The 20,358-nt window shown below is 61.1% G+C and carries 24 protein-coding genes; 15 read left to right on the top strand and 9 right to left on the bottom strand.

Annotated features, from left to right (window positions below; genetic code table 11):
- The first annotated feature begins 38 nt into the window (after positions 1-38).
- On the top strand, positions 39-956 hold the full coding sequence (gene rsmH, locus SynA1825c_RS12110) for a 16S rRNA (cytosine(1402)-N(4))-methyltransferase RsmH (protein ID WP_186469515.1): 918 nt from the start codon (positions 39-41) through the stop codon (positions 954-956).
- 12 nt (positions 957-968) lie between these two features.
- On the opposite strand, the gene SynA1825c_RS13720 is transcribed toward rsmH, so the two are convergent.
- The 3 genes from SynA1825c_RS13720 to SynA1825c_RS12100 form a co-directional block, all read right to left on the bottom strand.
- Positions 969-1,151 carry a hypothetical protein gene (locus SynA1825c_RS13720; protein ID WP_255478387.1) on the bottom strand — a complete coding sequence of 61 codons (183 nt, stop codon included), beginning with the start codon at positions 1,149-1,151 and terminating at the stop codon, positions 969-971.
- Between the two features lie 9 nt (positions 1,152-1,160).
- The gene (locus SynA1825c_RS13715; protein WP_255478386.1) at positions 1,161-1,625 is read right to left on the bottom strand and encodes a hypothetical protein; all 465 of its coding nucleotides are present in this window, start codon (positions 1,623-1,625) and stop codon (positions 1,161-1,163) included.
- A 166-nt stretch (positions 1,626-1,791) separates the two neighbouring features.
- Positions 1,792-2,970, bottom strand: a complete 1,179-nt coding sequence (locus SynA1825c_RS12100) for a cysteine desulfurase family protein (RefSeq protein ID WP_186469514.1) — start codon at positions 2,968-2,970, stop codon at positions 1,792-1,794.
- A gap of 23 nt (positions 2,971-2,993) precedes the next feature.
- On the opposite strand from SynA1825c_RS12100, the gene SynA1825c_RS12095 reads away from it, so the two are divergent.
- The 3 genes from SynA1825c_RS12095 to SynA1825c_RS12085 are packed head-to-tail and all read left to right on the top strand — an operon-like array spanning position 2,994 to position 5,206.
- Positions 2,994-3,503, top strand: a complete 510-nt coding sequence (locus SynA1825c_RS12095) for a hypothetical protein (RefSeq protein ID WP_186469513.1) — start codon at positions 2,994-2,996, stop codon at positions 3,501-3,503.
- 33 nt (positions 3,504-3,536) lie between these two features.
- The gene (locus SynA1825c_RS12090; RefSeq protein WP_186469512.1) at positions 3,537-4,250 is read left to right on the top strand and encodes a response regulator transcription factor; all 714 of its coding nucleotides are present in this window, start codon (positions 3,537-3,539) and stop codon (positions 4,248-4,250) included.
- A complete protein-coding gene (locus SynA1825c_RS12085) occupies positions 4,247-5,206 on the top strand; it encodes an RNA pseudouridine synthase (RefSeq protein ID WP_255476961.1) in 960 nt (319 codons plus the stop codon). The genes SynA1825c_RS12090 and SynA1825c_RS12085 overlap by 4 nt, the downstream gene beginning before the upstream one ends.
- A gap of 21 nt (positions 5,207-5,227) precedes the next feature.
- Here SynA1825c_RS12085 and bchM read toward each other — a convergent pair whose 3' ends face one another.
- The gene (gene bchM, locus SynA1825c_RS12080) at positions 5,228-5,941 is read right to left on the bottom strand and encodes a magnesium protoporphyrin IX methyltransferase (protein WP_186469511.1); all 714 of its coding nucleotides are present in this window, start codon (positions 5,939-5,941) and stop codon (positions 5,228-5,230) included.
- Between the two features lie 79 nt (positions 5,942-6,020).
- On the bottom strand, positions 6,021-7,175 hold the full coding sequence (locus SynA1825c_RS12075; RefSeq protein WP_186469510.1) for an N-acetylglucosamine-6-phosphate deacetylase: 1,155 nt from the start codon (positions 7,173-7,175) through the stop codon (positions 6,021-6,023).
- A gap of 32 nt (positions 7,176-7,207) precedes the next feature.
- Here SynA1825c_RS12075 and purE point away from each other — a divergent pair, with 32 nt between their 5' ends.
- The 3 genes from purE to SynA1825c_RS12060 are packed head-to-tail and all read left to right on the top strand — an operon-like array spanning position 7,208 to position 9,517.
- On the top strand, positions 7,208-7,795 hold the full coding sequence (purE, locus tag SynA1825c_RS12070; protein ID WP_255476960.1) for a 5-(carboxyamino)imidazole ribonucleotide mutase: 588 nt from the start codon (positions 7,208-7,210) through the stop codon (positions 7,793-7,795).
- On the top strand, positions 7,795-8,415 hold the full coding sequence (locus tag SynA1825c_RS12065) for an oxidoreductase (RefSeq protein WP_186469509.1): 621 nt from the start codon (positions 7,795-7,797) through the stop codon (positions 8,413-8,415). The genes purE and SynA1825c_RS12065 overlap by 1 nt, the downstream gene beginning before the upstream one ends.
- A 19-nt stretch (positions 8,416-8,434) precedes the next feature.
- Positions 8,435-9,517 carry an AI-2E family transporter gene (locus SynA1825c_RS12060; RefSeq protein ID WP_186469508.1) on the top strand — a complete coding sequence of 361 codons (1,083 nt, stop codon included), beginning with the start codon at positions 8,435-8,437 and terminating at the stop codon, positions 9,515-9,517.
- On the opposite strand, the gene cysC is transcribed toward SynA1825c_RS12060, so the two are convergent.
- Together cysC and SynA1825c_RS12050 are read right to left on the bottom strand one after the other, a co-directional pair.
- A complete protein-coding gene (cysC, locus tag SynA1825c_RS12055) occupies positions 9,498-10,145 on the bottom strand; it encodes an adenylyl-sulfate kinase (protein ID WP_186469507.1) in 648 nt (215 codons plus the stop codon). The genes SynA1825c_RS12060 and cysC overlap by 20 nt on opposite strands.
- Before the next feature lie 45 nt (positions 10,146-10,190).
- Complete coding sequence (locus SynA1825c_RS12050) at positions 10,191-10,517, bottom strand: translation initiation factor (protein ID WP_186469506.1); 327 nt, start codon at positions 10,515-10,517, stop codon at positions 10,191-10,193.
- Between the two features lie 39 nt (positions 10,518-10,556).
- Here SynA1825c_RS12050 and SynA1825c_RS12045 point away from each other — a divergent pair, with 39 nt between their 5' ends.
- Entirely contained in the window at positions 10,557-11,516 is a 960-nt protein-coding gene (locus SynA1825c_RS12045) for a class I SAM-dependent methyltransferase (protein ID WP_186469505.1), read from the top strand.
- Positions 11,517-11,556: 40 nt separating this feature from the next.
- Positions 11,557-12,807 carry a tryptophan synthase subunit beta gene (gene trpB / locus SynA1825c_RS12040; protein ID WP_186469504.1) on the top strand — a complete coding sequence of 417 codons (1,251 nt, stop codon included), beginning with the start codon at positions 11,557-11,559 and terminating at the stop codon, positions 12,805-12,807.
- A 207-nt stretch (positions 12,808-13,014) separates the two neighbouring features.
- On the opposite strand, the gene hrcA is transcribed toward trpB, so the two are convergent.
- Both hrcA and SynA1825c_RS12030 read right to left on the bottom strand, forming a co-directional pair.
- The gene (gene hrcA / locus SynA1825c_RS12035; RefSeq protein WP_186469503.1) at positions 13,015-14,007 is read right to left on the bottom strand and encodes a heat-inducible transcriptional repressor HrcA; all 993 of its coding nucleotides are present in this window, start codon (positions 14,005-14,007) and stop codon (positions 13,015-13,017) included.
- Positions 14,008-14,102: 95 nt separating this feature from the next.
- Positions 14,103-14,453 carry a rhodanese-like domain-containing protein gene (locus SynA1825c_RS12030; RefSeq protein ID WP_186469502.1) on the bottom strand — a complete coding sequence of 117 codons (351 nt, stop codon included), beginning with the start codon at positions 14,451-14,453 and terminating at the stop codon, positions 14,103-14,105.
- A 75-nt stretch (positions 14,454-14,528) separates the two neighbouring features.
- Between SynA1825c_RS12030 and SynA1825c_RS12025 the strand changes: the two genes are divergently transcribed.
- Genes SynA1825c_RS12025 through SynA1825c_RS12000 form a run of 6 tightly spaced genes read left to right on the top strand, consistent with a single transcriptional unit; the run spans position 14,529 to position 20,347 of the window.
- Positions 14,529-16,166 (top strand): DUF3352 domain-containing protein, encoded by a 1,638-nt coding sequence (locus tag SynA1825c_RS12025; RefSeq protein WP_186469501.1) that lies wholly within the window; start codon positions 14,529-14,531, stop codon positions 16,164-16,166.
- On the top strand, positions 16,144-16,644 hold the full coding sequence (locus SynA1825c_RS12020) for a histidine phosphatase family protein (protein WP_186469500.1): 501 nt from the start codon (positions 16,144-16,146) through the stop codon (positions 16,642-16,644). Before SynA1825c_RS12025 ends, SynA1825c_RS12020 begins: the two co-directional genes overlap by 23 nt.
- Positions 16,645-16,668: 24 nt before the next feature.
- Positions 16,669-17,862 (top strand): citrate synthase, encoded by a 1,194-nt coding sequence (locus SynA1825c_RS12015; protein ID WP_370593750.1) that lies wholly within the window; start codon positions 16,669-16,671, stop codon positions 17,860-17,862.
- A 60-nt stretch (positions 17,863-17,922) separates the two neighbouring features.
- The gene (nuoH, locus tag SynA1825c_RS12010; RefSeq protein WP_186471203.1) at positions 17,923-19,041 is read left to right on the top strand and encodes an NADH-quinone oxidoreductase subunit NuoH; all 1,119 of its coding nucleotides are present in this window, start codon (positions 17,923-17,925) and stop codon (positions 19,039-19,041) included.
- A gap of 56 nt (positions 19,042-19,097) precedes the next feature.
- Positions 19,098-19,751, top strand: coding sequence for an NAD(P)H-quinone oxidoreductase subunit I (ndhI, locus tag SynA1825c_RS12005; protein WP_186469498.1), 654 nt, complete (start codon positions 19,098-19,100; stop codon positions 19,749-19,751).
- A complete protein-coding gene (locus SynA1825c_RS12000; protein WP_186469497.1) occupies positions 19,748-20,347 on the top strand; it encodes an NADH-quinone oxidoreductase subunit J in 600 nt (199 codons plus the stop codon). Before ndhI ends, SynA1825c_RS12000 begins: the two co-directional genes overlap by 4 nt.
- Positions 20,348-20,358: the final 11 nt, after the last annotated feature.

Below are 20,358 nucleotides of genomic sequence, written 5' to 3'. Positions count from 1 at the left end.
GAGGAACAACGTTGGTGATGAGATCTTAGGAAGGACCCATGCCCGATCTGCCTTCCAGGTCCGATCAGACCTTCACCCATGTGCCAGTTCTGGCGGAACCGCTTCTCCAAGCGCTGGCTCAAGACCCTAGTGATCACTGGCAGAGCGGTTTGTTTGTGGATGCCACGCTCGGCGGTGGGGGGCACAGCCAATTGCTGCTGGATCGTTATCCAGCGCTGCATTTGGTGGGGCTCGACCAGGACGCCACGGCCAGGGCCGCAGCAGCCCAACGTCTGGAGTCCTTTGCCGATCGGGTCACAATCGTGGCCACCAATTTCGCGGATTACGCCCCTTCCGAACCGGTCGCACTGTTGCTGGCGGATCTTGGGGTCAGCAGTCCGCAGCTGGATGTAGCGGAACGGGGATTCAGTTTCCGCCTGGATGGCCCCCTTGACATGCGCATGAACCCTGGAGGTGGTGGCGAAACGGCGGCTGATCTGATCTCACGATTGGAGGAATCGGACCTGGCTGATCTGATCTATCGCTACGGCGAAGAGCGACTGTCCAGGCGGATTGCCCGTCGCATCAAGGCGGATCTGAACGATCGTGGCGCCTATTCCGGCACAGCCGCTTTGGCCTACGCCGTCGCGGGTTGCTACCCACCCAAGGCGCGCCGCGGGCGCATTCATCCGGCGACTCGGACCTTCCAAGCCCTGCGCATCGCCGTTAACGATGAGCTCGGGGTCCTCGATCAGCTGCTTGAGAAGGCTCCTGGCTGGCTTCAGCCGGGAGGGCTGATGGCGATCATCAGCTTTCATTCCTTGGAAGACAGGCGCGTCAAGACGGCCTTTCTTTCCGATGAACGCCTGCAGCGCATCACACGCAAGCCCCTGATCGCCAACGACGCTGAACAAGAGCGGAATGCCCGCAGTCGCAGCGCCAAGCTGCGACTGGCCAGGCGTCGACACCCAGACTGAAGCAGGCGGTTGCTAGCCCAGGAAGGCGGTGTTGTCGGTGTCGCCAAAGAGTTGCCTGTAAGCCGTCGTGGACACGCACAGCGTCACCGGGAACGCAGCGAGCGGGCCCACACCGCACAACACCGCGCCGAGCAACAGAATCGCCATCTCTACGATCAGCAACAGCAGCACCAACCCCTTGGACGGATTCACCAACTCCCTGCCTCATCCGAGGTTGTTCATGGGTGATTCATCCGGGAGCAGGACGAGGAACGGCAGGAAGGTTTGGTTCACCATGAGGTAGATGGACACCACGGCTGCCGTGATGAAAGGGATCAAGCCGAGAACCCCATTCTCCTGCGATAAGCCCACCATCAAGGCGGTGCAGATCCCGCCGATGATCAGGCCCAGGATGATCGGAACGATCTGATTGATGAAGAGGCGTCCTGCGGCATCGCCGTCCCAACGCGTCATGTCTGAAAAGGCAGGCTTTTGGCCGTCCAGTGCTTTCCAGGCGTCTCGGATCAAACCCATGGCCCCCCAAAGGCTGATCAGGATGCTGCCCACCATGGAGACAATCAGGCTGACCACCGCAGCGCTGGGTGAGGGATTGCTCGTGCGTTTGAGCAGAAACTCGGGCAGTTGCTGGGACAGCGTTGCCAACACTCCGTACAGCAGCGCGAACAGCACGAAAGGCCAAGCTGACTGTCAGAAGGCGGTCCAGCCATCCTCCACAGCTTTCAGCACATCAAGTCGTTTGCCAGCCAGGGTCTCGGTCCTGGGGAACGCTCCATCCTGAGCGGAACGTCGCCGCTTTGGCAGCTTTTCCGACTTTGGATCGAAGGTGGCTTCAAGGTCAGCCCATCGCACCCGCCTGAATCGCCTCTGTGACCATGGTCACAGCGCTTTCGATGTCAGTGGCTGTGGTGTCGCGGCCAAGGCTCAGGCGCAGCGAGGCTTCCGCTTCGCTGCGATTGCGCCCGATCGCACGCAGGACATGGGAGGGCGCCCCGCGGCTGCAGGCTGAGCCACTGCTGCAGGCCAATTTGGATTTCAGCGCGCGCTGCAGGCGGCTCCCTGAGATCCCGGGCACAGTGATGTTGAGGTTGTGGGCTAGGCGTGGGTGCAGCGCCCCGTTCAGCAGGAGATCAGGGTTGCGCTGTTTCAGGTCATGCCACAACTGATCACGCAGCACGCCGAGCCGCGTCTGCCGCGCCGCCCGATCAGCCGTGGCCAGGGTTGCGGCGGCAGCCAGTCCCATGATCAACGGCACCGGCAGGGTCCCTGGCCGTAGCCCCTGCTCTTGACCACCGCCCCAGAGCAGGGGGTCAAGACCGGTCCCTTTCCGCGCCACTAGAGCCCCGATCCCCTTGGGACCGTTGAATTTGTGGGCGCTGACACTGAGCAGCGAGCAACCCAGGCGTTGCATGTTCAGCGCCAGGTGTCCGTAGGCCTGCGCCGCATCCGTGTGCATGGTGATCCCATGGTTGTGGCAGATCGTGCTCAGCTCCTGCACGGGTTGGATCACACCGATTTCGTTGTTGGCCACCATCACGCTCACCAGCTGCGTATTCGCTTGGATCGCCTGTTCCAGCTGCGTCGGCTCAATCAGGCCATTGGGCCTGGGCGTGAGCAGCGTCAGTTCGAAGCCTTCCTGCCTGAGTTGCTGCAGAGGATCGAGCACCGCATGATGCTCGCTGGCCACGCTGATCAAGTGCCCAGGGCCTCCTTCGGCACGGGCGCGAAACCGGGCATGGCCGAGCAGTGCCAGGTTGTTGGCTTCGGTGGCGCCACTGGTGAAGATCACCTCGTCGCTTTCGACTCCGAGGCTGTCGGCCAGGACTTTCCTGGCGGAGCTGACGGCTGCGGCTGCCGTCAGCCCAAGGCGATGCTGGCGGCTTGAGGCATTGCCCCATTGCTCTCGCCACCAGGGCTCCATCGCCTCGATCACGGCAGGATGGCAGGGGGTGGTGGCTTGGTGGTCGAGGTTGATCACACCGGTGTTGAGCGATCCTTCGGCAGGGGTTGGCAGCATGGGATGACTCACTGACTGTCGTGATGCGTGCCGTTTATTGGATCTCCAGTCTGAGCCTGCTGATGGGTTCTGCTGCCGTTCAGGCTGTTCCGGTTGATCGTGAGTCGTTGCTGGAGCAGATGAAGGCCATGCGTCCTGTGGACCTCGTGGTGCTGGATCAACGTGATGGTGCCAATGCGTACACCCTTGGAATCTTTGCCATCAGCAAGGATCCGACGGATCCGGAGCTCAGGCGATTCAAGTTGTGGCAGGAATACGCCGATGATCTGGTGGTTCCTTCCGAATCGGTGAGCTGCAGTCGCGAGGAGCCGTTGCGGATGACCCGTGACAACGACGCGATCTACATCAGGAAACTCAATCCCGGTGGGCCGCTGCGCCTTTCAACCCGTGAGGATCATCTGGTGTGGTGGGCGGCCTGCCACCCCACCTTGGCCGGCAAGGAACCAGAAACCCTGGGAGAGCAGGCCAGAGGACTGGGTTATTCCACCCAGCTGATTGAATCTGAGGAAGTGTTGCGGTTGCCAGCACCCTGACGCCCTTAGATTCCGCCAAGACGAGGTCTGGCCATGACCACATCCCAGTCCGAGCAGCCTTCGGTGCGTCTGTTGCTGGTGGATGATGAACCAGGTCTGCGTTCTGCTGTGCAGGCCTACCTCGAAGACGAGGGCTTTGATGTCACCACGGCCGTCGATGGAGAAGACGGGTTCTCCAAAGCTCAGCAAATGCTTCCGGATGTGGTGATCAGTGATGTGATGATGCCGCGGCTGGATGGCTACGGACTGCTCAACAAGCTGAGGGCTGATGAACGTCTCGGCGGCACCCCGGTGATCTTTCTGACCGCCAAGGGCATGACCGCGGATCGCACTCAGGGCTATCTCGCCGGCGTGGATGACTACATCCCCAAGCCCTTCGACCCGGATGAGTTGGTGGCTCGCGTCAGCAACGTGGCCCAACGGCAGCAACGCTTGCTTCAGGAGGCTGCGCGTTTTGCCGACGCTGATATGGGGCAGATGGCCAAACAGATCACCGAGATTCGATCGTTGCTGGCGCAGGCGGAAGCGCTGCCTTCCACTGAACCTGTGCAGCACAATTTCACGCCCAGAGAGGCGAGTGTTCTCCAACTTGTGGCTGAAGGCCTCATGAACAAAGAGATTGCGCGTCAGTTGGAAACATCGATTCGCAACGTGGAGAAATACGTGAGTCGGCTCTTCATCAAGACCGGCACCTCCAGTCGTACTGAGCTGGTGCGCTACGCGTTGCAGCATCGGCTCGTGGAGTGATCTCCTCGCAGGTCGCGTCCGCTGCGGGATGGCGTCCAGCGGCGCTCAATCAGGGCTGGACCTACAGCGACCGCACCGGTCAGCGCGACCAGGGACGCATGGTCTCTGCCCTGCTAGCGCACCGTCATCGTCATTCGTCGGCTGAAGACTGGAAACTGAGGATTCAACGCGGTGAACTTCGCCTCAATGGCGCACTTCTGGTCTGTGACCAGCCACTGCCCGCTGCGGCTGAGTTGCTCTGGTCACGACCCCCATGGGTGGAGCCGGCCATCCCCGACGCCTGGACTGTGATTCACGATGACGGTGATGTGCTGGTGATCCACAAGCCCTCTGGTTTGCCGGTGATACCAGGGGGTGGCTTTCTGAACCACACCTTGGAGCGGTTGCTAGCTCAGCGCTGCCGTGATGCTGGTGAGGAGCAGGTGCCCAAACCTGTGCATCGGCTGGGACGCTTCACCTCTGGTCTTCAGGTGTGCGCCCGTCGTGGCGAGACCCGCGCCAAGCTGTCGCGTGCGTTGCGGCCGGATGGTGGTAGCTGCAAGCTGTATCAGGCCTGGGCGCACCGGGTGAAGGACTTGGAACCTGGGGCGGCGTTGCGTGTGGATACCGATGTGATTGAAAGGCCTCACCCGCTCCTCGGCTGGGTGTGGGGGCCGGAGCCTCCAGCCGACGTGACCGTTCGCCGTCGTCTTCCAGCTCATAGCGAAGTCAGCCTTCTGGAGCGGAGTTCCGACGGTGATCGCCTCCAAGTGGCCATCACCACAGGACGTCCGCATCAGATTCGGATCCACCTTGCGCAACTGGGATCACCTCTTCTCGGCGATCCGCTTTATCTCAAAAACCAACAAGTCAACGGGCAGGCCACGCCGGGAGACGGTGGTTACCGGCTCCATGCCTGGCGCTTGTCTCTGGGTGGTTTGGCTTTGTGCTGCGAACCGGGAGAGTCCTTTGGATGAACTGCGCCCTCGAGCGAGACCTCAAGCCTTGCGGAACTCGATCAGGCGGGAGAAGTAAAAGGGGGCTTTGTTCAGGCTTCGGCGCACCAACTTGAAGCCACAGGCTTCCGCGGCTTTGACGATGCCGTCTTCCTTGAGGGTGTAGGCGCGGGTGGTTTTGCTGGGGCCTGGGAACAGCTGGCCGATCCCCTTCAGCAGTGCCAGCAGGGGCGTGTAAGGCGCAAAGCTCACGATCAGCCGCTGCTCCGTGAGGCCGCAGAGATGCTTCACCATCTCCTCCGCGGGCTCTTGGGGGTAATGAATGAACACATCCAGGCAGCAGACCGTGTGAAAGGAGCCACTCAGGCTTTCGAGGTCGCTAGCGAAGAAGTTGAGCTTGGCCATGTCCAGGCCAGCTTCGCGGGCTCGGCGCTCCGCTTCCTGGGCCATGGCTTCGGAAATGTCACTGGCGTTAATCGAGCCGGCACCCATGGATGCCAGCGGCAGGCTGAGGCTGCCAACGCCGCAGCCAGCATCACAGAAACTCACGTCGTTGAGTTCACCGCTTTCCTTAATCCAGGCCAGCACTTCATCCACGGTTTTTTGGTGACCGATGCGGATGTTGCGCTGCACCTTGTTCACGTCATCGCTGTCGCTGTAAATGCGGTTCCAGCGATCGAAACCCGTGGTTTCGAAGTAGCCCTTCACCTCTCGCTTCTCGGCCTGTTTCTGCTCCAGCAGTTGATCGGGGGCCATAGCGGAAGGGTTTGCGTCGGCGGGATCCTACGCAGCTTGTCGTTTCTCAGCCGCGTTCTGCTTTGAACAGCCTCCTGCCCTAAGCAGCCTCCTGCCAGCTCAGTTGTTGGTCCTGCTCGTTCCAATGCCAGCGGAGCAGGTTGTTCAAGGCTGTGCCGATGAGCTTTGGTTCAGCGGCTGTTGGATCAAGAACGAATCGTGGCGCCATGGTGGCGGCCCAGATCGCCCCATCCGCATCACCGCTCCATTGGGCTAAACGGCAGCTCCCTTCCAACAGCGGAAGCGTCACGCCCGCAAGCGTGCCGTCCTCGAGCCGGCAGGTGCCGTTGCGCACCAGCAGCACCCGTTCATCCCAGCGGTGGACGCCATCATTGAGTCCATAGGGCGCCAGCGCATCGCTCACCAGCACCAGTTGATCCGCTGCAAGTCGTTGCAGCAGCACCGCCATGGTGGGGTGAACATGCACGCCATCAGCGATCAGGCCCAGGGCAACATCGCCTCGCCTGCAGGCTTCTCCCACCGGCCCTGGAGCTCTGTGGTGCAGCCCAGGCATGGCGTTGAGACTGTGGGTGAGCATGCGCACGCCTTGATCAAAGGCCTGCGCAGCCTGGTCGGCATCGGCCGTGCTGTGCCCCAGTGCCGTGATAATTCCCAGGGCGCCGAGGCGTTGCACCAGCTGCTGACTGCCGGTTTGTTCCGGCGCCAAGGTGATCAGGGCGATGTCTGTTTCGAAACCACCAATGCGTTCCTCCAAGGCCTGCAGGCTTGGGGCCGCGATGTGTTCGGCGGGGTGAGCTCCACGCCGTGCATGCGCCAGAAAAGGGCCTTCCAGATGTGCCCCCAGTAGGCGGCATCGTCCGGGTTGGTGCCTGTCGCGTACTTGACGCAGCACCATCAATGCATGGCGCAGAGGCTCCACAGCACAGGTCACCAGCGTGGGCGCAATCGCCTCCACGCCATCGCGCCACAGCAGCTCCAAGAGCTGTTCCAGCTTTGGCACATCGCGTTCGTTTAGTTCGGGGAATGCCAGTCCGAGTCCCCCGTTGATCTGCAGGTCGATGCCCCGGGGACTGAGGCGATCTCCTGCCCAGCTTTCGCCTGCCATCGCGCGACCGGACGGCATGGGACCCGTGGCTGCGATGTGTCCTTGGTCATCGACGCTGAGCCAGTGCAGGCCAGTGTCGTCACGATGTCCCGGACGTTGCGGCAGCCGCACATCAGTGATCCGACGCATGCAGGTGGGCCGGCTGATGCCGGTGCGGGACGATGGCAGTCTTGCTGTCCACCCGGTTCTTGCTCGTTCCCGTGTCGTCCTCCGTTTCCTCCGATTCAGAAGTCACGCCACAGGTCGCCGTGATCATGGGCAGTGATTCCGATCTGCCTAGCCTGCATCCAGCGGTTGAGATCCTGCAGCAGCTCGGGATTACCGTCGAGGTGCGGGTTCTCTCGGCCCACCGCACACCCTTGGAAATGGTGGCCTTCGCGCAGCAGGCCCGAGAGCGTGGTTTCAAGGTGATCGTGGCCGGTGCTGGAGGCGCCGCCCATCTGCCTGGGATGGTTGCCTCTCTGACCACCTTGCCGGTGATCGGCGTGCCAGTGCAAAGCCGTGCGCTCTCTGGCGTTGATTCCCTTCACTCCATCGTGCAGATGCCGGGGGGCATCCCCGTAGCGACGGTGGCGATCGGCGGCGGGTTGAATGCAGGATTGCTGGCTGCCCAGATTCTTGCGGTGGAGGGTGGGGCGTTGGCTGATCGGCTGGAGACCTATCGCCAGTCGCTTCACGACATGGTGGTGACCAAGGACTCACGCCTGATGCAGTTGGGCAGTCAGGACTATCTCGACCAGATGAGCTGATGCGACGTCGCCAAGCATCCACTTTGCGACCCTCGCTGCTGAAGGCACTCCTGCCAGCGGCTGTGATCTACGTGGTGGCACTCAGCTGGAGCGCGGCGGAAGGCATCAGTTCCACCAAGGTGCTGCGTGATCTGGCTCAGGATTGCGGTGCGCCTCTTGGCCAGGGATTTCTCTCAAGCGTCGGCTACCTGCTTTGGATGGCTGCAGCGGCGATCGCCCTGTTCGCTGCATTCACCGGTCAGATCAAAGGGCCTGTGGTGAATCGACAGGTCGCGTTCTGTGGCGGTGGCTTCTCGCTCTGGCTCTGCCTCGATGACATGTTCCTGGTCCATGACCGTTATCTGGGCGAGTCATTCCTCTATGTCACCTATGCGGTGTTCAGCGTTTTGTTGCTGGTTCGCTTTCGCGGAGCCTTGCGACGGTTTGGAGGCGATTCATTTGTTCTCGCAGTGATCCTGCTGGGTTCCTCAGTGCTGATTGATGCGTTCCAGGGGGTGTTTCCGGCGTCCTACGAAACGGTTCAGCTGTTCGAGGAGGGGGCGAAATTTCTGGGCATTGCAGCCTGGCTCGCTTTCTGGTGCCATGACGTGAACGCCTCCTCAAAGCTCAGCCCCTCTTGAACGTCGCCGCATTGCAGCAATGACCACCTGGCCGGCCTGGATGCGCTGGGGGCTGGCTCTGCCGTTGCTCACCCTCAACCTCTATGTGCTTCGTCAGCTGCTGGTGCCGCTGGCGCCGTTCCCGGGTTTGTTCCTCACTGCGGCACTGATCGCCTTCCTGCTCGACATCCCCTGCCGCTGGCTCACGGGGCGAGGGCTGCCCCGCTGGCTCGCGATCGTGATGGTGACCTTGTTCACCATCGGTGCGTTGGCCCTCGCCGGTGTCACGCTCGTGCCGCTGCTGATCGATCAGCTCGGCCAGCTGATCAATGCCTTACCCGGGTTTTTGGCGTCGTCGGAGGCTCTTGTCAATCGTTTGCAGGATTGGGCCGCCGAGCGTGGTTTGCCCAGTGAATTCGGTGATCTCAGCAGTGACCTGCTCACCCGCCTGAGCAGTCTGGCCAGTCAGTTGAGCCAGAGGTTGCTGGGCATTCTCGGGGCCACCCTCGGAACCACGATCAACACCGTGATCGTTCTGGTGCTGGCGGTGTTTTTTCTACTCGGTGGTGAGGCAATCACGGCAGGTCTTGCCCGCTGGTTGCCGCAGGAATGGCGTGAGTTGGTGGTGCGCACCATGGTGCGCACGTTCCGTGGTTATTTCGCCGGTCAGGTGTTGTTGGCCGTGATCCTGGCCCTGGGTCAGATCGTCGTCTTCACCGCTCTGCAGATTCCCTACGGCGTTCTGTTTGCGGTGCTGATCGGCTTCACGACGCTGATCCCCTATGCCAGCGCCTTCACCATCGTTGCGGTCAGCGGTCTGCTGGCCTTCCAAGACCTGGGCACAGGACTTGAAATTCTGGTGGCCGCCATCCTGGTGGGTCAGGTTGTCGATCAGGTGATCCAGCCCCGATTGATGGGAAGCATCGTGGGGTTGCAGCCGGCTTGGCTGCTGATTGCGCTGCCTTTGGGCGCCAAGGCTGGAGATCTCTATGGATTCGGCGATTTGCTTGGCTTGCTGCTGGCGGTGCCTGTCGCCAGCAGCTTCAAGACGCTTGTGGATGCCTGGGCCGCGCGCCAGGGGATTCCCCTGGCGTCAGGGGAGTTCAGCTCTGGGTCGGAATGATGCCCCTGGAGATCAGAGCGTTCACCACCTGCTCTACACAGTCCTTCAGATCCGCGGCACCGGTGTCGACTGAGAGTTCCGGTGTTTCGGGCGCCTCATAAGGGCTGGAGATCCCGGTGAATTCCTTGATTTCACCGGCGCGGGCTTTGGCGTAGAGCCCCTTGGTGTCGCGTTCTTCGCAGACGCTCAGGTCGGCTGAACAAAAGATTTCAATGAAATCTCCATCAGCTACCAGGGCCCTGGCCTTGTCGCGGTCAGCCCGGAATGGCGACACAAAGGCGGTCAGAACAATCGTTCCGGCATCCAGGAACAGTTTCGAGACCTCACCGATGCGTCGGATGTTCTCTTCTCGATCCGCATCGGAAAAGCCCAGGTCTTTGCACAGTCCGTGGCGGATGTTGTCGCCATCGAGCACGTAGGTCGCCAGCCCTCGCTCGAACAGCGCCTGGTTGACCGCATTGGCCAGAGTGCTTTTGCCGGCACCGCTCAGACCGGTGAACCAGAGAATCGCGCTGCGGTGTCCCCGCTGGCCAGCACGGGCCAGCCGGTCAACGGAGGCTTGGTGCCATGCGATGTTGGTTGACGCGCCCTGGTTGGTGAGCTTGCCGTAACTGGAGGAAGCGGTCATGGGTTGCGGCGGTTTCGGTCCGCCATCTCGGTCCGCCATTGTCCATCAACCACCGGCGCGCTTGGGTCGATAGCCCTCCTTGGTGAGCAGCTCCAGTGCGAGGTCCACCTGATCGCCCTGCAGTTCGATCACGCCATCCTTGGCCGTACCACCGCTGCCGATTCGTGTTTTCAGCTTTTTGAGCAGGCTCTTGAAGCCGGCTGCATCCAATTCCAGTCCCCGGATCACGGTGACGGTTTTACCGCCCTTGCCGCCTCGCGTGGGCTGAACGCGCACCGTCTGCTGCGCCTTCGATATGGAGTTGGCCGCTGGGTTGGTCGGTCGCTTCAGACTGTCGGCGCTGCTGAATTCCTGCCAGCCTCCTTTAGGCATCGCTTTGATCCATCCGTCCTCCATCCTGCCGTCCCTGTGATGACCGACTCCGCACCTTCTCCCCAATGGGCTGATTCCAGTCGGGGTCTCGGTCGCTGGATCGAACGCCTGATCAGCATTGCCTTGTTAAGGCGTCCGCTCTTCTTTCAGGCCCGTCAGCTGATCATCCGGACGGCGGAACGCAATGGCATTCCCTGGCGCGCCCGTCGCCGTGAGCTGCATGAGGCGGCTGCGTCATGGCGCTCCCGCATCGTGACACCGGGGCTCTTACCGCCTCCTTACTACCTGGCTCGCTTCCATGCCTATGAGCAGGGGAACCTCTGTTGGCAGGCTGCTGCCGAAGCCGAGCAGGCCACGGACGCAATGGCGTTGCGCATCTGGCCCGACGAGGCGCTCTCGCCTGATTTGGCGCAAACGCGCTTGCGGGATGCGATTCATAGGGCCGTAGCTCCCCTGCTTGGTGGATCCATTGCGCAGGTGCTGGATTTGGGCTGTTCCGTTGGAGTAAGCACGCAGCACCTGGCGAGCTGGCTGCACCAAAGAGCGGACGAGCGCCAGGAGCCCCGTCCGCGCGTTCAGGGACTGGACCTGTCACCAGACATGCTGGCCGTCGCCCGCGTGCGGGATCCGCAGGGTGTCGTCGATGGCTGGTTGCATGCGGCAGCGGAGGACACAGGTCTGCCTACGGACTGTTTGGATCTGATCAGCCTGCAGTTCGTCTGCCATGAACTGCCGCAGGAGGCCACCCATGCGGTCTTGGCTGAGGCCGCACGTCTGTTGCGTCCGGGTGGTGCGTTGGTGATGGTTGATCAGGACCCTGCGTCGTCCGTGCTGCAGCGTCTACCCGCCGCCGTGGCCACGCTTTTGAAGAGCACTGAGCCTTACATCGAGCAGTACTTCAACCTGGATATGGAAGCGGCACTGAAGGCGGCTGGCTTTCACGATCTGCAGATCAGCGCCTGTGATCCGCGGCATCGCGTGATCGCCTGCTTACGCTGACCGCACGCTTCATCGGCCGTTAACGCGGTCAGCTGCACCCGTGACCAGCACTCTGCCTCCTCAGCCCACTGCCCAGGATTTGGCCGTGACTTCCCGGCCAGCGCCCTCCGGTCGCTTCGGTCGCTTCGGTGGACAGTATGTGCCCGAAACGCTGATGCCAGCGCTTGCCGAGCTGGAAATGGCCGCGGCAGAGGCCTGGAAGGATCCGGCATTCACCACGGAACTGAACAGGCTGCTCAAGACCTACGTGGGTCGTGCCACCCCGCTCTACGAAGCGGAGCGTCTGACGGCCCATTACCGCAGAGCGGATGGCGGCCCACGCATCTGGCTGAAGCGTGAGGACCTGAATCACACCGGTGCGCACAAGATCAACAACGCATTGGGTCAAGCGTTACTGGCGTTGCGGATGGGCAAGAAGCGGATCATCGCCGAAACCGGTGCTGGGCAGCATGGTGTGGCCACCGCCACGGTTTGTGCTCGTTTCGGGCTGGAATGCGTCGTCTACATGGGTGCTGAAGACATGCGCCGTCAGGCGCTCAACGTGTTCCGCATGCGTCTTCTCGGTGCCACGGTTCAGCCGGTGACGGCAGGGACCGCAACCTTGAAGGATGCCACCAGCGAGGCCATCCGCGATTGGGTGACCAATGTGGAAACCACCCATTACATCCTGGGTTCTGTGGCTGGGCCACATCCCTATCCGATGTTGGTTCGCGATTTTCACGCCGTGATCGGCGAAGAAACCCGGACGCAATGCCGTGAAGCTTTCGGCCGCCTGCCTGATGTGCTGATGGCCTGTGTCGGTGGTGGTTCGAACGCCATGGGTCTTTTTCACCCATTCGTTGAATGTCGTGATGTGCGTCTGATCGGCGTCGAAGCGGCTGGAGATGGCGTGGCCACAGGGCGTCATGCCGCCACCATGACTGAAGGCCGCGTCGGCGTTCTCCACGGCGCCATGAGTCTGCTGCTCCAGGATGAGGATGGTCAGGTTCAGGAAGCCCATTCGATCAGTGCCGGACTGGACTATCCGGGGGTCGGCCCCGAACACAGTTACTTGCGCGAGATTGGTCGGGCTGAATATGGCGCCGTCACCGATACGCAAGCGTTGGAGGCCCTGCAGCTGGTCAGTCGTCTGGAGGGGATCATTCCAGCGTTAGAGACTGCTCACGCTTTTGCTTGGCTGGACACTCTCTGTCCCACCCTGGCCCAGGGCACAGAACTTGTGATCAATTGCTCCGGACGCGGCGATAAGGATGTCAATGCCGTTGCAGAGCGTCTCGGCGATGCTCTTTGAAATCTGAAGTCTGGAGGGATGCACGATGGCCACTCACTCCACCAGAATCCATCGAATGCCTTGATGGTGTGAATCTTGTGCCGTTGGCCCCAGCTGTTCAGGTGTTTCACGCCTGGGGTCAGTGGTCATGACATCAATCAATCGTCGTGGTGTTGCCTTTCTGAGAATCTTGCATCGCTCAGGGCACGGCATTGAGAAACGCGGCAACTAGCTCAGTAGGTGGTTGAGAGTTCTCGCGACACATTGGACAGCCGCACGAGCCGTTGCATAAGCCATGCGCATCGGCCCGATCAGAGCCACTTGGCCGGTGCTGCCGTCGCCGCTTCTGTAACTCGCCTGCACCACCGAGCAGTGCTGTAAGGCCGTTTGGGGGTGCTCTCCCCCAATCCAGACACGGCCGCCCAAGCCTTGATCGCTGGGAGCGAAGGCCGCGGGGTTGCTATCCATCAACTCTAGGAGTGGTCTGACCCGGTCGCTCTCACTGAATTCCGGTTCGGCCACTAAGCGCGACACGCCATGCACCAGGGCCCCTTGATCGCCGGTGCTGAGCAAGGGATCCCGGCTCTGAAGCGCATCGTGGAGGGCCTGGCCGCAGGATTGCAGCTGCTGAGGCAGGCAGTTCCAGTCGAGCTGGCCACCTCCCTTCAATTGGGCGTCAGTCCATCGCTCCAGGGCTTCCACCTGATGGGCACTGCCGTGGGGCAGTCGCAGATTGAGGTGATGGGCCTGGCTGCAGTCCGCCACCACCATCACCAGCAGACGGTCTTCACTGGGCACCAGACGGATGGCTCGGAGTTGGCTTTCGGAGCGTTGCGGTGGCGTGATCAGGCTCATCAGGCCTGTGAAGTCGCTGAGGCGCCTGGCCAGTTGCAGCAGCAGATCGTCAAGGGCCGCCCAGCGCAGGCTGATCTGTGTGAGTTCCCGCTCGAGGTGCTGGGCCCCAGCACCAGGCTCCGGTAACAAGCAGTCGACATAGTGCCGATAACCCTGGGGACTAGGAACGCGTCCGGCTGAGGTGTGGGGCTGGGTGAGCAGGCCTCGTTGTTCCAGAGCGCCCATGGCGGAGCGCACGGTGGCCGAACTGGCGTTGATGCCGAAGCGCTGCACGAGCGTGCGGCTCCCCACCGGCTCGCCGGTGTCAACGTAATGGTGCACCGTGGCCTGCAAAACCTCCTGTTGACGACGGGGCAGCAGCTCCACAGCAGTCACTTAGTTGGCGGTGATCGTACGGAGGATTTCCTGGTTAAGGCTCCTTCAATGACCAAGATGTGGTCTTCAAAACCTTCGCACGGGCCTCAATACCTGGGCACGGACGGATCGATCATCACGCTCCAGGCGTCAATTCCGCCCTCCAGATTCCAAACCTCCCTTGAGGGCTGCTGCTGAAGCAGCCAGCAGCCGAAATTCCAGCTGCGCACTCCCGCGTGGCAAATCACCACAACGGGCCCATCCCCAGACAGCTTGCTGTTGACGTCGCCCATCCAGTCCTCCGCTTGGCTTAGGGGCAGGTGCGTCACGGTGTGGGGAAACGGCGCGATGGCCAGTTCTTGGTCTTCGCGCACGTCGACCAGCGTCAGTTCAGGGCTGTTGTTCAGCCAGGCGTCCAAATCAGTCGCTTTCAGAGGCTTGGGGGTGGGTCCTTGCATGGGATCAGTTTGGCCTTGGACTGGCGGTCCCCCGCGGATGGAAGAAGATGAACTCATCTGCATCGCCGCCCGTTCATGAAGGGACGCTCGTTCCTGCTGGCCCTGGCCGCTACGGCGATGGTGCTGCTCACCCTTGCGCTTGGGGTGTGGTGGGCCATGGCGCGTCAAAGCCCGCTTCGCATCGTTGACCAACCCCTTGCGTTGCCGCGGGCCGCACGCTTCATGCCTCGGGACGCTGCGCTGACGCTTCACTGGCTTGTGGATTCGCGGCAGGTCCCGGCCTACGCCCAGGCCGTCGCTCCCGTGCAACAACGCCGTTTGGTGAATGAGAGCACGCGTCAGCTGCGCGATGGAGCGTTTGCTCTGGCGGGGCTTGATTTCAGCAGCGAATTGTCCGGTTGGATTGGCCCTGAGGTCAGCTTGTCCGTGTTGCAGGCACCCTCTCCTCAACCCGGTGCTCCCCCCACCGATGGTTGGGTGTTGGCGCTGTCGAGCCGTGATGAAGACGGGGCCAAACGGTTTCTTCAGCGCTTCTGGCAAACCCGCAGCCTTGCTGGCACCGATCTCCAGATTTCCCGCTATCGCGGCATGGGCCTGATCAGTGGTCGTGGTGCCCTGCTTGGCCGTGAGCCACAGCCGATCGCCACGGCTTTGATCGACGACGATCTGTTGTTATTGGCGTCTGGACGCGGTGCGCTTGAACAGGCGCTGGATGTCTCTCAGCTGGACAGTCAGCACCAGCTTGGTGATCCCGAACTTGCGTCAGATCTGCAACGCTTCGGGCGAGGGGCAGCGATCCTCACCGCCAAGCCTGCTGCCATGGATCGATGGCTCGGCGTGCCGAGCTCCATCACCTCCCGGCCGGATCTGGAGGGAATGGTGGCTGTGCTGTCTCCTCAAAGCTCTGATCTGGGTCTGGATGCCGTGGTGCGTTTCCGCCAATCGGTGATTCCTCGTGCAGCCAAAGGATCTGAGGCCGATGCCTTGCTGCGTTCTGCCGGCGGCGATGCCGATGCCTTGGCCATGCTGGCGGATCCAGCTGCCGTGATCGCTGCAGGAAGCGAGGATCCGATAGCGCAGTGGATCGCTCCGATCATCCAGCAATCGCTGGCCTCCTCTGACAGCGGTGCCGCTGCTGCAGTGATCGGTCTGGATGACGGTCCGCTTCTGTGGCAACAGGGGGATGAGGGCTGGATCCTCGGCACGCGCCCCAATCGTCCTGAGCCCAATCGGGTGGATGAACGCCTTCAGGAGCTTGGACTTTCAGCGTCGACCCTGGCTAGTGACGGACAACCGTTGCAGGTCTGGACCCGTCTGGCCCGACAGCGTCGTCATGGTGAAGAGACCCTCCAGGCAGAACTGGCCGTGGCGCTGGAACGTCAATCTGGTGTGTCGTGGTGGGGAGAGACGCTTGATGGCCTGCGTCATCGCGCTGATGGGGGCACCCTCAACCAGCGGATTCTTCAGTTGCAGCAACTTCAAGGCGGCGCTCAGGCTCCCTGGGAGCAGCAGCTGGCAATGGCCGCTGCTCCCAGTCGAGACCATCTGAGTGAGTGGCGGCCCTGGGAGTTGGTGCAAGGGGTGGCCGGTCGGTCTCTCCTTCCCGCTGTCCAGGGGTTGGCGATTGCGGGGGGAGCTGACCAGGAGGATCAGCCTGTCCAGGATGAAAAGGTGAGCAGCCTGCGACTGCGTGCCCGACTCCAACTCGGTTGATCTTCTACTTCTGCGTCATGGCATCGCAGAACGGCGTGTCAACGGACTTGATCACCCCGATCGTGCGTTGACTGATCGAGGTCGCCTGCGCACACGCACCGTGGTGCGTCAGTTGCGACAGCTGGGGATTGAGGCAGATGTGCTGCTCAGCAGTCCCTACCGGCGAGCTCTGGAAACGGCCCAGGAGGCTGTCCGGGCTGGGTTAGCGCCTTCGTTTCAGATCGCCGAGCCCTTGGCGCCAGGTGGTGATCCGTGGCCGGTTCTGCGGGGGTTGAAAGGCAGCTGTCTGCTGGTCGGTCATGAGCCCGACCTGGGTGACCTCGCGTCAGCGCTGATCGGCGCTCGGCCAGGGGGGGTGCGCTTGCGCAAAGCGGGGTTCTGTCATCTGTGTTGGCGCGCTGATCTCAACGATCCGCGTGGGATGGCGGATCTGCAGGTGTTGCTCAGGCCACGGTTTCTGTTTCCCCGCTCCGTCTAAGTTGCTTTTCAGCAGAAGCGGGGGTTGGTGAATCAAAACGCTAGTGCCGAAATCCGCCATGAGCGCACGGGTCTTGTGTTTCGTCCTGGACTGGAGGGGGTTCCTGCGACCCAGTCCTCAATCTGTGACATCGATGGCCAGAAAGGGTGTTTGTCTTATCGCGGTTATCCCGTCGATGACTTGGCAGCCCACTGCAGTTTTCTGGAAACCACCTATCTCCTGATTTGGGGGCAGCTGCCGACACCACAGCAACTGCGCGATTTCGAGCATGAAGTGCAGATGCACCGACGGGTGAGCTTCCGTGTGCGCGACATGATGAAGTGCTTTCCGTCGTATGGGCATCCGATGGATGCGTTGCAATCCAGTGCAGCATCCCTGGGGCTCTTCTATTCCCGTCGTGCCATCGACGACCCCCAGTACATCTACGACGCTGTGGTGCGGCTCATCGCCAAAATCCCAACGATGGTGGCGGCGTTTCAGCTGATCCGCAAAGGTCAAGACCCGATTCAGCCTCGGGATGATCTGGCCTATTCAGCGAATTTCCTCTACATGCTCATGGAGCGTGAGCCGGATCCTCTGGCGTCGAAGATCTTCGATCAATGCTTGATCCTGCACGCTGAGCACAGTCTCAATGCCAGCACATTTAGTGCCCGCGTCACGGCCAGCACGCTCACGGATCCCTATGCCGTGGTGGCTTCCGCCGTGGGAACCCTGGCGGGTCCCCTCCATGGCGGGGCGAATGAAGATGTACTCGTCATGCTTGAAGAGATCGGCACTCCCGATCGCGCTGCCGAATACCTCGATGAGGCCAGGACGAGCAAGCGCAAGGTGATGGGATTCGGTCATCGCGAATACCGCGTGAAGGATCCCAGGGCCGTCATTCTTCAGTCTCTGGCTGAGGAGATGTTTGAGCGCTTTGGCCACGATGAGATGTACGACGTCGCCCGGGCGCTGGAGGCAGCCGCGGAGACACGTCTTGGTCCGAAGGGGATCTATCCCAATGTGGATTTCTATTCCGGACTTGTGTACCGGAAGCTGGGAATCCCAAGGGATTTGTTTACTCCGGTCTTCGCCATTGCCAGGGTGGCCGGCTGGCTGGCGCACTGGCGGGAACAACTCGGAGCTAATCGAATCTTCAGGCCTTCGCAGATCTACACGGGGAGCCAATTGCGTCGATGGACGCCTCCAGACGACCGCGTTTCAACCACCAGCCCTTAAGTTACATCCATCAAATCTCTGCACATGGTGACCTTCTTCGCCACCAGCGCACCGGCACTGGTGAGTCCAGGCCTCGATCTTGAACGGAGCTTTAGCCAGGCCCTCGAAGGCTTTGGGCTCTCTGAACAGGCGGCTCGCCTGATCTGGCTGCCCCTTCCCATGCTGCTTGTGCTCGTGGCGGCAGTCGTCGGCGTGCTTGTCACGGTCTGGTTGGAGCGCAAGATCTCTGCGGCCGTTCAGCAGCGCATTGGGCCTGAATATGCCGGTGCCCTCGGCGTGCTTCAGCCCCTTGCTGATGGCCTCAAGCTTCTGGTCAAAGAAGACATCATCCCGGCCCGTGCCGACAGCTTGTTATTCACCCTTGGCCCCGTGCTCGTGGTCATCCCGGTGATCCTGTCGTGGCTGATCGTTCCTTTTGGCCAAAACCTGCTGATCAGCAACGTTGGGGTGGGCATTTTCCTTTGGATCTCGCTCAGCAGCGTGCAACCCATTGGCCTGCTGATGAGCGGTTATGCCTCTAACAACAAATATTCCTTGCTTGGTGGACTCAGAGCTGCAGCGCAATCCATCAGCTATGAAATTCCTCTTGCCTTGGCTGTGCTGGCCGTGGTGATGATGAGCAATTCCCTCAGCACAGTCGACATCGTTGGACAGCAGACCGGCGCTGGCATCCTCAGTTGGAACATCTGGCGTCAGCCAGTCGGCTTCCTGATCTTTTGGATCTGTGCGTTGGCGGAATGTGAACGTCTTCCCTTTGACCTCCCCGAGGCGGAGGAGGAATTGGTGGCTGGTTACCAGACCGAATATGCCGGCATGAAGTTTGCCCTCTTCTACTTGGGCAGCTACATCAATTTGGTGCTCTCAGCGCTCTTGGTTTCGGTGCTGTACCTGGGCGGTTGGGGCTTCCCCGTTCCGGTCGAATGGCTGGCCGGATGGCTGGGGCAGTCTGTTGATGCTCCATTGGTGCAGGTGATTACCGGCACCACCGGGATCGTGATGACCGTGCTGAAGGCCTACCTGCTGGTGTTCGTGGCGATTCTCCTGCGTTGGAGCACTCCTCGGGTCCGCATCGACCAGCTCTTGGATCTCGGTTGGAAATTTCTGCTCCCTCTGGCGCTGGTCAATCTGCTCGTCACAGCCGCTCTCAAGCTGGCCTTCCCCGTTGCATTCGGCGGTTAGGTTTTAGTACTTAGGCTCAGTGCCCCAGGGCATCTCCGTTTTCTCTCCCTCAGGCCATGTTCGGTTTCCTCAAACAGGTCGGTGACTACACCCGAGATGCGGTCGATGCGGCGCGCAATCTCACCCAGGGTCTTGCGGTCACCTTCGATCACATGAAGCGCCGTCCAGTGACGGTGCAATACCCCTACGAAAAGCTCATCCCATCCGAGCGCTATCGAGGCCGGATCCACTACGAATTTGACAAGTGCATCGCCTGTGAGGTGTGCGTGCGGGTGTGTCCCATCAACCTGCCGGTTGTTGACTGGGTGATGAACAAGGCCACCAAGAAGAAGGAGCTTCGCAACTACTCCATCGATTTCGGGGTCTGCATTTTCTGTGGGAATTGTGTGGAGTACTGCCCCACCAACTGTCTGTCGATGACCGAGGAATACGAATTGGCGGCTTTTGATCGTCACAGCCTCAACTACGACAACGTCGCCCTCGGCCGTCTTCCTACGAGCGTCACCACAGATCCTTCCGTGCAACCATTGCGGGAACTTGCTTACCTTCCGGCGGGGGAAATGGACCCTCATGGTGTGGATCCCGAGCGTCCTCGTGCCGGTCAGCGACCTGATCAGGTTCTGGCTTCGTTGAAGTCCACCACCGGCTCTGCCGTGGATGGAGGAGAATCCTCTGCAGCATCCACCGCTCGCAAGGAGAGTGCCGAATGACGATCGCAGCCTCAACGCAGCTGATCTGTTTTTTGGTCCTCAGTGCTGTGGTCGTGCTGGGCGCCTTAGGTGTGGTCCTGCTCAGCAACATTGTTTACTCAGCTTTCCTGCTGGGGGGTGTATTCCTGGCTGTTGCAGGGCTCTATCTGCTCCTTAACGCCAGCTTCGTCGCAGCCGCGCAGGTCTTGGTTTATGTGGGCGCTGTCAACGTCCTAATTTTGTTCGCCATCATGCTGGTGAACAAACGCGAAGACCTGGCACCGATTCCCGGCTTATCGACCCGGCGCCTGCTGTCTGGTGGTGTGTGCGCAGGTCTGTTCGCTCTCTTAACCCGCGTTGTGGTTACGACGCCTTGGACCCAAGGGCCGGAGCCCATTGGAGAAGGCGCCACCATCCGCATCGGTGAGCACCTGTTTACCGATTACTTGCTCCCGTTCGAGGTGGCGTCCGTGCTGTTGCTCATGGCCATGATCGGTGCGATCGTTCTGGCCCGTCGTGACGTGCAATCGGTTGATCCCGGCACCGGTGAAACGGTTGATCAGGGTCTGATCGAGAAAGCCCGGACGCCACTCCTGGTGGACCAACCCCCTTCCTGATCCTTTATTCC

It is taken from the genome of Synechococcus sp. A18-25c (genome assembly GCF_014280035.1).
GTDB lineage: Bacteria > Cyanobacteriota > Cyanobacteriia > PCC-6307 > Cyanobiaceae > Synechococcus_C.
Note: the sequence above shows the minus strand (reverse complement) of the source record. Positions and strands in the feature narration are given on the sequence as shown.

What these genes read in the sequence shown, in the direction of transcription:
- cysC (WP_186469507.1), bottom strand. Translation starts at nt 10,145, where the DNA reads ATGACCGCTTCCTCCAGTTACGGCAAGCTCACCAACCAGGGCGCGTCA.
- SynA1825c_RS12030 (WP_186469502.1), bottom strand. Translation starts at nt 14,453, where the DNA reads ATGCAAGGACCCACCCCCAAGCCTCTGAAAGCGACTGATTTGGACGCC.
- bchM (WP_186469511.1), bottom strand. Translation starts at nt 5,941, where the DNA reads ATGGCCCCCGATCAACTGCTGGAGCAGAAACAGGCCGAGAAGCGAGAG.
- rsmH (WP_186469515.1), top strand. Translation starts at nt 39, where the DNA reads ATGCCCGATCTGCCTTCCAGGTCCGATCAGACCTTCACCCATGTGCCA.
- SynA1825c_RS12090 (WP_186469512.1), top strand. Translation starts at nt 3,537, where the DNA reads ATGACCACATCCCAGTCCGAGCAGCCTTCGGTGCGTCTGTTGCTGGTG.
- ndhI (WP_186469498.1), top strand. Translation starts at nt 19,098, where the DNA reads ATGTTCGGTTTCCTCAAACAGGTCGGTGACTACACCCGAGATGCGGTC.
- SynA1825c_RS12060 (WP_186469508.1), top strand. Translation starts at nt 8,435, where the DNA reads ATGACCACCTGGCCGGCCTGGATGCGCTGGGGGCTGGCTCTGCCGTTG.
- SynA1825c_RS12095 (WP_186469513.1), top strand. Translation starts at nt 2,994, where the DNA reads ATGCGTGCCGTTTATTGGATCTCCAGTCTGAGCCTGCTGATGGGTTCT.
- SynA1825c_RS12025 (WP_186469501.1), top strand. Translation starts at nt 14,529, where the DNA reads ATGAAGGGACGCTCGTTCCTGCTGGCCCTGGCCGCTACGGCGATGGTG.
- SynA1825c_RS12050 (WP_186469506.1), bottom strand. Translation starts at nt 10,517, where the DNA reads ATGCCTAAAGGAGGCTGGCAGGAATTCAGCAGCGCCGACAGTCTGAAG.
- SynA1825c_RS12045 (WP_186469505.1), top strand. Translation starts at nt 10,557, where the DNA reads ATGACCGACTCCGCACCTTCTCCCCAATGGGCTGATTCCAGTCGGGGT.
- purE (WP_255476960.1), top strand. Translation starts at nt 7,208, where the DNA reads ATGGCAGTCTTGCTGTCCACCCGGTTCTTGCTCGTTCCCGTGTCGTCC.
- SynA1825c_RS12065 (WP_186469509.1), top strand. Translation starts at nt 7,795, where the DNA reads ATGCGACGTCGCCAAGCATCCACTTTGCGACCCTCGCTGCTGAAGGCA.
- SynA1825c_RS12000 (WP_186469497.1), top strand. Translation starts at nt 19,748, where the DNA reads ATGACGATCGCAGCCTCAACGCAGCTGATCTGTTTTTTGGTCCTCAGT.
- SynA1825c_RS12075 (WP_186469510.1), bottom strand. Translation starts at nt 7,175, where the DNA reads ATGCGTCGGATCACTGATGTGCGGCTGCCGCAACGTCCGGGACATCGT.
- SynA1825c_RS12100 (WP_186469514.1), bottom strand. Translation starts at nt 2,970, where the DNA reads ATGCTGCCAACCCCTGCCGAAGGATCGCTCAACACCGGTGTGATCAAC.